This window comes from Streptomyces sp. NBC_00104 (assembly GCF_045160825.1).
Classification (GTDB): Bacteria; Actinomycetota; Actinomycetes; order Streptomycetales; family Streptomycetaceae; genus Streptomyces.
In genome coordinates this window covers 6,542,641-6,555,637 of record NZ_CP108215.1, presented here as the reverse complement: position 1 = coordinate 6,555,637, position 12,997 = coordinate 6,542,641, and the positions used below count along the sequence as shown (strand labels likewise).

Below are 12,997 nucleotides of genomic sequence, written 5' to 3'. Positions count from 1 at the left end.
GGCGAGAACACCCGCTACGGCAACAACCCCCGCAACGGAAACACGGCCTTCCGCGCAGCGAGCACCGCCTGGTCCAACCGATCCGCGGGGTCGTACCCCGCCTCCCAGCCCGCCCAGGACACCGGCCACCGCCCATCGGTCATCCGCGCCGGCGCCAACTGCCGCGTACGAGCGAACACCTGCTGCCGCCACTCCTCGGGAATCACCCTCTCCGGCGCGATCTCCCGCCCCGCCGCGATCGCCACCAGATGCGTCCACGACCGCGGCACCACATCCACCACCGCGTACCCGCCCCCACCGAGCGCGACCCACCGCCCGTCGGCGTACTCATGGGCCAGCTCGTGCAGAGCCACCTGCACCGCCCGCTGCGCGTCCAACGACACGGCCAGATGCGCCAACGGATCCTCGAAGTGCGTGTCGGCCCCGTGCTGGGTCACCAGCACCTGCGGCCGGAAGTCGGCGATCAGCTCGGGCACCACCGCGTGGAACGCCCGCACCCACCCCGCGTCCCCGGTCCCCGCCGGCAGCGCCACGTTCACGGCCGACCCCTCCGCGCTCGACGAGGCCCCGGTCTCCTCCGGCCACCCGGTCTGCGGGAACAGGGTCCGGGGATGCTCGTGCAACGAGATCGTCAGAACCCGCGGATCCTCCCAGAACGCCGCCTGCACCCCGTCCCCGTGATGAACGTCGACATCCACGTACGCGACCCGCTCGGCGCCCAGCTCCAGCAGCCGGGCGATGGCGATCGACGCGTCGTTGTAGATACAGAACCCCGAGGCACCTCCGGGCATCGCGTGATGCAGCCCGCCCGCGAAGTTCACCGCGTGCAGCGCGTCCCCCCGCCACACGGCCTCCGCCGCCCCCACCGACTGCCCCGCGATGAGTGCGGACACCTCGTGCATCCCGGCGAAGGCCGGATCGTCCAGGGTGCCGAGCCCGTACGCGCCGTCCGCACCCCCGGGGTCCGCGGAAGCGGCCTTGACCGCGGCCACATAGTCCTCGCGATGCACCAGCCGCAGGGTCGACTCCCCCGCCGGCTTCGCCGAGACGACGTCCATCTCCCGGTCGAGCCCGAAGGCACTCACCAGGCTCCGGGTCAGCGCCAGCCGAACCGGATCCATCGGATGGTCCGGACCGAAGTCATAGCCCGTTACTGCCTCGTCCCACATCAGCTGTGCGCGGCCGCTCATGCCCGCCACCGTATCGGTCCGGTTCAGTCTCGAACGACCGGGCGTACACCAACGTCACCAGCACCAGGACCATCGGTATGAGCATCGCCCCGCGGTAGCTCCAGAGGTCTCCCACCGCCCCCACCAACGGAGAACCGATCAAGAAGCCGACATAGTTGAAGATATTCAGCCGAGCGACGGCCGCATCCGAAGCTCCGGGGAACAGCCGCCCCGCCGCCGCGAACGTCTGCGGCACCAGCACACACAGCCCGAGTCCCAGCAGCGTGAACCCGAGCATCCCCACCCAGGCCCCCGGCGCCCCCGCCACCACGGCGAACCCGACGGCCGCCACCAGCGCCCCGGCCCGCACGACGGTCACGGCCCCGAACTTCCGCACCCCGAAGTCCCCGAGGGACCGCCCGATCAGCGTGGTGACCATATAGACGTTGTACGGAACGGTCGACAGCTGGTCGGAACTCCCGAGCACGTCCTGCAGATACTTCGCACTCCAGTTGGAGACGGTCGAGTCCCCGATGTACGCGAAGCACATCACCAGACAGAGCGGCAGCAGCATCTTGAAGGCGACGTTCCCGCCCTCCGCACCGGTGGTCGGGGCCTTGCCCTCGGCGGTTCCGGGGTCATCGAGGCGTCCCCCGTCGACATACCACCGGCTCCCCGCCAAGGCGGCCGGCAGCAGCGCGATCACCACCGGCAGATACAACGGGAGCAGCGGCACATCCCAGTGCGCCCCCACCCACGCCAGCGAGGCCCCGGCTATCCCACCCAGGCTGTACACGGCGTGGAAGCCGAGCATGATGCTCCGCCCGTACGACCGCTGCAGACTCACCCCGAGCATGTTCATGGACGCGTCGAGCGCCCCGACCGCCAGCCCGAAGGCCGCCAGTGAGGCACCGAGCACGACCAGCTGCTCACCGGCCCCCACGCCGAGCAGCGCCAGGAGCACGACGGGCTGGGACCACCGCAGCACCCGGCTCGGCGGCACCTTCTTCACGAGGTGCTCGGTGCCGACACTGCCGACCCCTGCGAGGATCGGCACGGCGGCGAGGAAGAGCGGCAACAGCGCGTCGGAGACCCCGTACCGGTCCTGAATGGCCGGAATCCGCGTCACGAGCAGCGCGAAGGCGACACCCTGAGCGAAGAAGCTGAACGCCAACGCGGCCCTACCGCGCCGCAGCACATCTGTCATGGCGGCACAGTAGGGGGCACGACCTACTGATGGGTAGAGGAAGTTGAATACTGCTCAACTAAGCAGGCCGGGCAGCTCTCCCATGTCCGAGAAGTACCCCCTGGCTCCGGCCAGCTTCCCGGCGGGCGTCATCGCCACATACCCGTACACATCCATCCCGGCCGCGAGCCCGGCCCGTACCCCGAGGGGGCTGTCCTCGACGACGGCACACCTCTGCGGTGGAACGCCCATCCGCTCGGCCGCGTGCAGGAAGAGATCCGGCGCCGGCTTGCCCCGCCCCACGTCCTGAGAACTGAACACGAGCCCCTCCCCGAACCACCGGTCGAGCCCGGTCGTCCGATGCCCCACCCGGATCCGCTCATGGCTCCCGGACGACGCCACGCAGTACGGCACCTCGTCCGCGACCAGCTTCTCCAGCACCGCGACCACACCCGGTACGGGTTCCAACTCCCGCTCGAACGCGGCGAACACGCGCTGGTGGAAGACGTCGTCGAACTCCCCCGGCAGTGCCTCGCCGGTCCGCTCCAAGACAAGCTCGTGAATCCGGTGCATGGCCGACCCCATGTAGTCCCGGATGGACTCCTCGTACGAGGTCGGGTGTCCGAGTTCGGTGAGGTAGTCGGCGAGAATCCGGTTGGAGATCGGCTCGCTGTCCACGAGAACACCGTCATTGTCGAAGATCACGAGGTCATAGCGCATGACTCGACCCTAAACGCAGAAAACCCCCGCCGGTTTCCCGACGGGGGTTTTCGCAATATTTGTTCGGCGGCGTCCTACTCTCCCACAGGGTCCCCCCTGCAGTACCATCGGCGCTGTAAGGCTTAGCTTCCGGGTTCGGAATGTAACCGGGCGTTTCCCTCACGCTATGACCACCGAAACACTATGAAACACTCAACCGCACCATCCCCCGTGACCAAACAAGGGAATGGGGTTGTTCGTGGTTTCAGAACCAACACAGTGGACGCGAGCAACTGAGGACAAGCCCTCGGCCTATTAGTACCAGTCAACTCCACCCGTTACCGGGCTTCCATATCTGGCCTATCAACCCAGTCGTCTACTGGGAGCCTTACCCCATCAAGTGGGTGGGAATACTCATCTCGAAGCAGGCTTCCCGCTTAGATGCTTTCAGCGGTTATCCCTCCCGAACGTAGCCAACCAGCCATGCCCTTGGCAGAACAACTGGCACACCAGAGGTTCGTCCGTCCCGGTCCTCTCGTACTAGGGACAGCCCTTCTCAATATTCCTGCGCGCGCAGCGGATAGGGACCGAACTGTCTCACGACGTTCTAAACCCAGCTCGCGTACCGCTTTAATGGGCGAACAGCCCAACCCTTGGGACCGACTCCAGCCCCAGGATGCGACGAGCCGACATCGAGGTGCCAAACCATCCCGTCGATATGGACTCTTGGGGAAGATCAGCCTGTTATCCCCGGGGTACCTTTTATCCGTTGAGCGACGGCGCTTCCACAAGCCACCGCCGGATCACTAGTCCCGACTTTCGTCCCTGCTCGACCCGTCGGTCTCACAGTCAAGCTCCCTTGTGCACTTACACTCAACACCTGATTGCCAACCAGGCTGAGGGAACCTTTGGGCGCCTCCGTTACCCTTTGGGAGGCAACCGCCCCAGTTAAACTACCCATCAGACACTGTCCCTGATCCGGATCACGGACCCAGGTTAGACATCCAGCACGACCAGACTGGTATTTCAACGACGACTCCCCCTGAACTGGCGTCCAGAGTTCACAGTCTCCCAGCTATCCTACACAAGCCGAACCGAACACCAATATCAAACTGTAGTAAAGGTCCCGGGGTCTTTCCGTCCTGCTGCGCGAAACGAGCATCTTTACTCGTAGTGCAATTTCACCGGGCCTATGGTTGAGACAGTCGAGAAGTCGTTACGCCATTCGTGCAGGTCGGAACTTACCCGACAAGGAATTTCGCTACCTTAGGATGGTTATAGTTACCACCGCCGTTTACTGGCGCTTAAGTTCTCAGCTTCGCCACCCCGAAGAGTGACTAACCGGTCCCCTTAACGTTCCAGCACCGGGCAGGCGTCAGTCCGTATACATCGCCTTACGGCTTCGCACGGACCTGTGTTTTTAGTAAACAGTCGCTTCTCGCTGGTCTCTGCGGCCACCCCCAGCTCGAGGAGCACGTCCTCTCACCAGTGATGGCCCCCCTTCTCCCGAAGTTACGGGGGCATTTTGCCGAGTTCCTTAACCATAGTTCACCCGAACGCCTCGGTATTCTCTACCAGACCACCTGAGTCGGTTTAGGGTACGGGCCGCCATGAAACTCGCTAGAGGCTTTTCTCGACAGCATAGGATCATCCACTTCACCACAATCGGCTCGGCATCAGGTCTCAGACTATTGCCAGGCGGATTTACCTACCTGACGTCCTACACCCTTACCCCGGGACAACCACCGCCCGGGATGGACTACCTTCCTGCGTCACCCCATCACTCACCTACTGCAAGTCTGGTCCGTCGGCTCCACCACTTCCCTTTCCCCGAAGGGTCCGGGACGGCTTCACGGACTTAGCATCGCCTGGTTCAATGTTTGACGCTTCACAGCGGGTACCGGAATATCAACCGGTTATCCATCGACTACGCCTGTCGGCCTCGCCTTAGGTCCCGACTTACCCTGGGCAGATCAGCTTGACCCAGGAACCCTTGGTCAATCGGCGCACACGTTTCTCACGTGTGTATCGCTACTCATGCCTGCATTCTCACTCGTGAACCGTCCACAACTCGCTTCCGCGGCTGCTTCACCCGGCACACGACGCTCCCCTACCCATCCCAGCCCCCGTTGGGGGTATGTGCTGGAATGACACGACTTCGGCGGTACGCTTGAGCCCCGCTACATTGTCGGCGCGGAATCACTAGACCAGTGAGCTATTACGCACTCTTTCAAGGGTGGCTGCTTCTAAGCCAACCTCCTGGTTGTCTGTGCGACTCCACATCCTTTCCCACTTAGCGTACGCTTAGGGGCCTTAGTCGATGCTCTGGGCTGTTTCCCTCTCGACCATGGAGCTTATCCCCCACAGTCTCACTGCCGCGCTCTCACTTACCGGCATTCGGAGTTTGGCTAAGGTCAGTAACCCGGTAGGGCCCATCGCCTATCCAGTGCTCTACCTCCGGCAAGAAACACACGACGCTGCACCTAAATGCATTTCGGGGAGAACCAGCTATCACGGAGTTTGATTGGCCTTTCACCCCTAACCACAGGTCATCCCCCAGGTTTTCAACCCTGGTGGGTTCGGTCCTCCACGAAGTCTTACCTCCGCTTCAACCTGCCCATGGCTAGATCACTCCGCTTCGGGTCTTGAGCGTGCTACTAAAGTCGCCCTGTTCGGACTCGCTTTCGCTACGGCTACCCCACCCGGGTTAACCTCGCAACACACCGCAAACTCGCAGGCTCATTCTTCAAAAGGCACGCAGTCACGAGATATGTGCAAGCACATATCCGACGCTCCCACGGCTTGTAGGCACACGGTTTCAGGTACTATTTCACTCCGCTCCCGCGGTACTTTTCACCATTCCCTCACGGTACTATCCGCTATCGGTCACCAGGGAATATTTAGGCTTAGCGGGTGGTCCCGCCAGATTCACACGGGATTTCTCGGGCCCCGTGCTACTTGGGTGTCTCTCAAACGAGCCGTACAGATTTCAGCTACGGGGGTCTTACCCTCTACGCCGGACCTTTCGCATGTCCTTCGCCTACCCATACGGTTTCTGACTCGCCGACCAGCCGGCAGACTGATCAAGAGAGATCCCACAACCCCGTATACGCAACCCCTGCCGGGTCTCACACGCATACGGTTTGGCCTCATCCGGTTTCGCTCGCCACTACTCCCGGAATCACGGTTGTTTTCTCTTCCTGCGGGTACTGAGATGTTTCACTTCCCCGCGTTCCCTCCACTTGCCCTATGTGTTCAGGCAAGGGTGACAGCCCATGACGACTGCCGGGTTTCCCCATTCGGACACCCCCGGATCAAAGCCTGGTTGACGACTCCCCGGGGCCTATCGCGGCCTCCCACGTCCTTCATCGGTTCCTGGTGCCAAGGCATCCACCGTGCGCCCTTAAAAACTTGGCCACAGATGCTCGCGTCCACTGTGCAGTTCTCAAACAACGACCAACCACCCGTCACAACCCGCTCACACGGATTTTTACCGGGGTCGGCACTGAAGGCAGCCATACGGCCATACCCTCAGACACCCAACAGCGTGCCCGACCCGATCGACGTCGGGAGATCATGCTTTCCACGCCCTTGCGGACAGTACTCACAGCCTCCGACCCGTGAACCGGTCGAATAATCAACGTTCCACCCTTGAGCTGACCACCGCAGAACATTTGCCTGCGTAGTGGCTCTGGATCTCTTGCGAGACCTAGATGCTCCTTAGAAAGGAGGTGATCCAGCCGCACCTTCCGGTACGGCTACCTTGTTACGACTTCGTCCCAATCGCCAGTCCCACCTTCGACAGCTCCCTCCCACAAGGGGTTGGGCCACCGGCTTCGGGTGTTACCGACTTTCGTGACGTGACGGGCGGTGTGTACAAGGCCCGGGAACGTATTCACCGCAGCAATGCTGATCTGCGATTACTAGCAACTCCGACTTCATGGGGTCGAGTTGCAGACCCCAATCCGAACTGAGACAGGCTTTTTGAGATTCGCTCCGCCTCACGGCTTCGCAGCTCATTGTACCTGCCATTGTAGCACGTGTGCAGCCCAAGACATAAGGGGCATGATGACTTGACGTCGTCCCCACCTTCCTCCGAGTTGACCCCGGCAGTCTCCTGTGAGTCCCCATCACCCCGAAGGGCATGCTGGCAACACAGAACAAGGGTTGCGCTCGTTGCGGGACTTAACCCAACATCTCACGACACGAGCTGACGACAGCCATGCACCACCTGTACACCGACCACAAGGGGGCGACCATCTCTGGCCGTTTCCGGTGTATGTCAAGCCTTGGTAAGGTTCTTCGCGTTGCGTCGAATTAAGCCACATGCTCCGCTGCTTGTGCGGGCCCCCGTCAATTCCTTTGAGTTTTAGCCTTGCGGCCGTACTCCCCAGGCGGGGAACTTAATGCGTTAGCTGCGGCACCGACGACGTGGAATGTCGCCAACACCTAGTTCCCACCGTTTACGGCGTGGACTACCAGGGTATCTAATCCTGTTCGCTCCCCACGCTTTCGCTCCTCAGCGTCAGTAATGGCCCAGAGATCCGCCTTCGCCACCGGTGTTCCTCCTGATATCTGCGCATTTCACCGCTACACCAGGAATTCCGATCTCCCCTACCACACTCTAGTCTGCCCGTATCGAATGCAGACCCGGGGTTAAGCCCCGGGCTTTCACATCCGACGCGACAGACCGCCTACGAGCTCTTTACGCCCAATAATTCCGGACAACGCTCGCGCCCTACGTATTACCGCGGCTGCTGGCACGTAGTTAGCCGGCGCTTCTTCTGCAGGTACCGTCACTTTCGCTTCTTCCCTGCTGAAAGAGGTTTACAACCCGAAGGCCGTCATCCCTCACGCGGCGTCGCTGCATCAGGCTTTCGCCCATTGTGCAATATTCCCCACTGCTGCCTCCCGTAGGAGTCTGGGCCGTGTCTCAGTCCCAGTGTGGCCGGTCGCCCTCTCAGGCCGGCTACCCGTCGTCGCCTTGGTGAGCCGTTACCTCACCAACAAGCTGATAGGCCGCGGGCTCATCCTTCACCGCCGGAGCTTTCCACACTCATCGGATGCCCGAGAGTGTTGTATCCGGTATTAGACCCCGTTTCCAGGGCTTGTCCCAGAGTGAAGGGCAGATTGCCCACGTGTTACTCACCCGTTCGCCACTAATCCCCACCGAAGTGGTTCATCGTTCGACTTGCATGTGTTAAGCACGCCGCCAGCGTTCGTCCTGAGCCAGGATCAAACTCTCCGTGAATGTTTTCCCGACTGTGCTTAATGAAAAGCGCGGGTCGACACCACGAGAGCGGAACAGTCAGGCGGAATAAGCCCGACCGTTCACAGCGTCCTCGCTGTGTTTTACTTCAAAGGAACCTCGCCCCAACCGATAACCGGCCGGGAACGGGGTATCAACATATCTGGCGTTGATTTTTGGCACGCTGTTGAGTTCTCAAGGAACGGACGCTTCCTTTGTACTCACCCAAGCTACTCTCGGGCTTTCCTCCGGGCAGTTTCCCTTCGGTCTTGCGTTTCCGACTCTATCAGATCGTTTTCCGATCCGATTTCCTCGGTGCTTTCCAGGTTTCCGCTTCCGCGTTTCCCTTTCCGGCGGTTCCGACTCTATCAGATCCTTTCGGGCCTGATTCCCAGTCAGCGGGAGTTGTCTTCGCGGCTGTTGGGCCGTTCCGACGAGTGAGACTTTAGCGGATTCCCGGCTCCCGAGCTAATCGGGGGCCGCGCCCTTTCGAACACGGATTCCTCATTTCGCAAATACACATGCCAAGGGCACGACGACGGATCGTCGGTTGTTGGTGGTTACCTGCGAATGGCTGTCCGGGGACCGACCGAGGTCGGCGCTCACGTCGGACAACCCGGAGAACACTACGTATGGGCCCGGGGTGTGTCAACTCGCTGTCGGCCGGTCTGCCCGCGGCGTAGCCTGGCCCCCATGACTACGCGTACGTGTCACCAGCAGTGGTGGGCCGCCTGACGGCGGCCGTGCTCACGTATGCACTCGACGGCCGCCGCCCCGGCGGCCGTTCTCGTTTCTCCCTCCTGAGGGGCGGCCGGCCGGTGGCGGCGGTCCTGAGCAGGAGGTGGAGAGATGACACGGGTCTTCAGCGGGGTCAAGCCGACGGGGCATCTGACGCTGGGGAACTACCTGGGGGCCGTGCGGCGGTGGGCCGAGGTCGACCAGCACCGGACGGACGCGTTGTTCTGCGTCGTGGATCTGCACGCGCTGACCGTGGACCACGATCCGGCGCGGGTGCGCAGGCTCAGTCGGCAGGCGGCGACCCTGTTGTTGGCGTCGGGGCTGGATCCGGAGCTGTGCACCGTCTTCGTACAGAGCCATGTGGATGAGCACGCGCGGTTGTCGTATCTGCTGGAGTGCGTGGCCACGGACGGCGAGATGCGGCGGATGATCCAGTACCGGGAGAAAGCCGCGCGGGAGCGGGAGCGGGGTGGGAGTGTCCGGCTGTCGCTGCTGACGTATCCCGTGCTGATGGCGGCGGACATCCTGGCGTACGGGACCGACGAGGTGCCCGTCGGGGACGACCAGACACAGCATGTGGAGCTGACTCGGGATCTGGCGGTGCGGTTCAACCAGAGGTACGGGCACACGTTCGTGGTGCCTCGGGCCACTCCTCCGAAGGTCGGGGCGCGGGTGATGAACCTGCAGGACCCGACGTCGAAGATGGGGAAGACCGACGACGTCGGGCCGGGGATCGTCTATCTGCTGGACGAACCGGATGTGGTGCGGAGGAAGGTCATGCGGGCCGTGACCGACAGCGGGCGGGACGTCGTCTACGACCGGGAGGAGCGGCCGGGGCTTGCGAACCTGTTGGAGATCCTCGCGGCCTGTGAGGGTGGGAACCCCGAGGACCTGAGCGGTGTATATGAATCGTACGGAGCACTGAAGAAGGACACCGCAGAGGCCGTGGTCGAGCTCCTCAGACCCGTACAGGAGAGGCACAAGGAGTTGTGCGCGGATCCTGCGTATGTGGAGGGGGTGCTGCGGTCGGGTGCGGAGAAGGCCAGAGAGATGGCTCGACCGAGGGTGGATGAGGCGTATCGGGCGATCGGTCTTCTGGCCGGTTGACCGCGGGCGGCGTCAGTTGTTGCCGGAGGCCAGTTCGCGGCTGCGGTCGCGGGCGGCCTCCAGGGCGGCGATCAGTGCGGCGCGTACCCCGTGGTTCTCGAGTTCGCGGATGGCACTGATCGTCGTGCCGGCGGGAGAGGTGACGTTCTCGCGGAGCTTGACGGGGTGTTCGCCGCTGTCGCGGAGCATCGTGGCCGCGCCGATGGCGGACTGGACGATGAGGTCGTGGGCCTTGTCCCTGGGCAGGCCGAGGAGGATGCCCGCGTCGGTCATGGCCTCGACCAGGTAGAAGAAGTACGCCGGGCCGGAGCCGGAGAGGGCGGTGCAGGCGTCCTGCTGGGATTCGGGGACGCGGAGTGTCTTGCCGACGGCGCCGAAGATCTCTTCGGCGTGCGCGAGATCGGCCTCGCTCGCGTGGCTGCCGGCGGAGATGACGGACATGGCCTCGTCGACGAGGGCAGGGGTGTTCGTCATAACGCGGACGACGGGGGTGCCTGCGGCCAGGCGCTCCTCGAAGAAGGAGGTGGGGATGCCCGCCGCGCCGCTGACGACCAGGCGGTCGGCGGGGGTGTGCGGGGCGAGTTCGTCCAGGAGGGTGGCCATGTCCTGGGGCTTGACGGTGAGGATGAGCGTGTCGGCGGTCTTCGCGGCCTCGGCGTTGGTGACCGGGGTGACGCCGTAGCGGGTGCGGAGCTCTTCGGCGCGTTCGGGGCGGCGGGCGGTGACCAGGAGGTCCGCGGGCGCCCAGCCCGCTCGGATCATGCCGCTGAGCAGGGCCTCGCCGATCTTGCCGGTGCCGAGGACTGCGACTTTCTGGCTCATGTGCGGGTGCCCTCCGGGGTGCGTCGTCCTGGGGTCATCCTCGCATTGGGGGTGGGGGTGTGGCTTTGGTGTCCGGTGGGCGGAACGCCGGGGATGGACGGGTGCCCGAGGGTGGGGCTAGGTCGTCCGGCGCCGCAGGGTGGCCGCTCCCAGGGTCAGGACCAGAAGGGCGCAGCCGGCGACGATCGCGATGTCGCGTACGAAGTCGGCGGTCATGTCGGTGTGGAGGAGGACTTCGTTCATACCGTCGACGGCGTAGGACATGGGGAGGACGTCGGAGACGGCTTCCAGAGCGGGGTGCATGTCGGGGCGGGGGGTGAACAGGCCGCAGAGGAGGAGCTGGGGGAAGATCACGGCCGGCATGAACTGGACGGCCTGGTATTCGGAGGCGGCGAAGGCCGAGACGAAGAGGCCGAGGGCGGTTCCCAGCAGGGCGTCGAGGAGGGCGACGATCAGGAGGAGCCAGGGTGAGCCGGTGACGTCCAGGTCCAGGAACCAGACGGCGAGACCCGTGGCGAGGGCGGACTGGATGATCGCCAGGGTGCCGAAGGCCAGGGCGTAGCCGGCGATGAGGTCTCCCTTGCCGAGGGGCATGGAGAGGAGGCGTTCCAGGGTGCCGGAGGTGCGTTCGCGCAGGGTCGCGATCGAGGTGACCAGGAACATCGTGATCAGCGGGAAGATGCCGAGGAGCGAGGCGCCGATGGAGTCGAAGACGCGTGGGCTGCCGTCGAAGACGTAGCGCAGCAGGAACAGCATCACGCACGGGATGAGGATCAGCAGGGCGATCGTGCGGGGGTCGTGGCCGAGTTGGCGTAGGACTCGGGCTGCGGTGGCGGTCGTGCGGGAGTAGCTGAGGGGCCGGGGGTGGGCGTGGGCGTGGGCGTGGGCGGCCGCGAGGGTGGCGGGCTCCCCTGTCCTTGCCTTCCCCGCCTTTGTCTTCGGCCTCGTCTGGTTCTTCTGCTCTGTTGGCGTGTCTGCGTTCGGTGTCGCGGTCATCGCGCCGGCTCCTTCTGGTGTGCGTCGGTCGCGGCCGGGGTCGTGGTGTCGGTCGTGGTCGCGGTGGCCTCGTCGACCAGGCGGAGGAAGGCCGCTTCGACTGTCTCCGCGTGGGTGCGGGTGCGGAGGGCCTCGGGGGTGTCGTCGGCGAGGATCTCGCCCGCGCGCATGAGGAGGAGGCGGTGGCAGCGCTCGGCCTCGTCCATGACGTGGGAGGAGATCAGGAGGGTGGCCCGGCGGTCGGCGGCGATGGTGTGGAAGAGGGTCCAGAGTTCGCGGCGGAGGACTGGGTCCAGGCCGACGGTGGGCTCGTCGAGGACCAGGAGCTCGGGAGCGCCGAGTAGGGCCACCGCCAGGGAGACGCGGCTGCGTTGGCCGCCGGAGAGGTTGCCGGCGAGGGCGTCGGCGTGGGTGGCGAGGTCCACGTCGGCGATGGCCCGGGTGACGTGCTCGTGGCGGCGGTCGGCGGCGGCGCGGCCGGGGTCGAGGATCGCGGCGAAGTAGGCGAGGTTCTGGCGGACGGTCAGGTCGTCGTAGACCGAGGGGGCCTGGGTGACGTAGCCGATGCGGGAGCGGAGGGTGGCGTCGCCCGCGGGGTGGCCGAGGACGTTCAGGGTTCCGGTGACCTTGGCCTGGGTTCCGACGATCGCTCGCATCAGGGTGGAATTGCCGCAGCCGGAGGGGCCGAGGAGACCGGTGATCTGGCCTTGGGGGACGGCGAAGTCGAGGTCGCGGAGGACCGTGCGGGGGCCTCGGGTGACGGTGAGGTTCCGGGCGTGGATGGCGGGGAGCGGAGGGGAGTCGGCGGGGGCGGGAGGTTGGGGTGGGGGCTCCTTCGGAGAGTAATTCATCATGCGATGAATATTGCGTAGGGTGGGTGCCTCGTCAAGGGAGGTGGCGCGGGTTCGGTACGGGGCGGCGCGGCGGTGTGCGGCGGCTGAGAGGAAGGGAGGGGCGCGTGCGGGCGGGGGCGCGGTTGTGGAGAGGGGGAGGGATGGCTGAGGGGAGATGTCGGGGGGTGGGGCCAGGGGG

Annotated in this window: 7 protein-coding genes and 3 rRNA genes; 1 reads left to right on the top strand and 9 read right to left on the bottom strand. The window is 64.3% G+C overall.

Annotated elements, in window-relative coordinates:
- Positions 1-14 precede the first annotated feature (14 nt).
- From OG272_RS28835 to OG272_RS28810, 6 genes are all read right to left on the bottom strand, one after another.
- A complete protein-coding gene (locus tag OG272_RS28835) occupies positions 15-1,190 on the bottom strand; it encodes an acetoin utilization protein AcuC (protein WP_327728317.1) in 1,176 nt (391 codons plus the stop codon).
- Positions 1,141-2,376, bottom strand: coding sequence for an MFS transporter (locus tag OG272_RS28830; protein WP_326579269.1), 1,236 nt, complete (start codon positions 2,374-2,376; stop codon positions 1,141-1,143). The genes OG272_RS28835 and OG272_RS28830 overlap by 50 nt, the downstream gene beginning before the upstream one ends.
- A gap of 54 nt (positions 2,377-2,430) precedes the next feature.
- The gene (locus OG272_RS28825; protein WP_405895190.1) at positions 2,431-3,075 is read right to left on the bottom strand and encodes an HAD family hydrolase; all 645 of its coding nucleotides are present in this window, start codon (positions 3,073-3,075) and stop codon (positions 2,431-2,433) included.
- Between the two features lie 61 nt (positions 3,076-3,136).
- Positions 3,137-3,253 (bottom strand): 5S ribosomal RNA (rrf, locus tag OG272_RS28820).
- Between the two features lie 96 nt (positions 3,254-3,349).
- Positions 3,350-6,471 (bottom strand): 23S ribosomal RNA (locus OG272_RS28815).
- Between the two features lie 307 nt (positions 6,472-6,778).
- A 16S ribosomal RNA gene (locus OG272_RS28810) occupies positions 6,779-8,305 on the bottom strand.
- Together the 16S, 23S and 5S rRNA genes form the textbook arrangement of a ribosomal RNA operon.
- A gap of 846 nt (positions 8,306-9,151) precedes the next feature.
- Between OG272_RS28810 and trpS the strand changes: the two genes are divergently transcribed.
- Positions 9,152-10,147, top strand: coding sequence for a tryptophan--tRNA ligase (trpS, locus tag OG272_RS28805; protein WP_326579273.1), 996 nt, complete (start codon positions 9,152-9,154; stop codon positions 10,145-10,147).
- A gap of 12 nt (positions 10,148-10,159) precedes the next feature.
- Here the strand turns inward: trpS and proC are convergent, their stop codons facing one another.
- The 3 genes from proC to OG272_RS28790 all read right to left on the bottom strand — a co-directional run bounded on the left by proC (position 10,160) and on the right by OG272_RS28790 (position 12,819).
- Positions 10,160-10,969, bottom strand: coding sequence for a pyrroline-5-carboxylate reductase (gene proC, locus OG272_RS28800; protein WP_326579275.1), 810 nt, complete (start codon positions 10,967-10,969; stop codon positions 10,160-10,162).
- 117 nt (positions 10,970-11,086) lie between these two features.
- Positions 11,087-11,965, bottom strand: coding sequence for an ABC transporter permease (locus OG272_RS28795; RefSeq protein ID WP_405895188.1), 879 nt, complete (start codon positions 11,963-11,965; stop codon positions 11,087-11,089).
- Entirely contained in the window at positions 11,962-12,819 is an 858-nt protein-coding gene (locus OG272_RS28790; protein WP_405895186.1) for an ABC transporter ATP-binding protein, read from the bottom strand. The genes OG272_RS28795 and OG272_RS28790 overlap by 4 nt, the downstream gene beginning before the upstream one ends.
- Between the last annotated feature and the right edge of the window lie 178 nt (positions 12,820-12,997).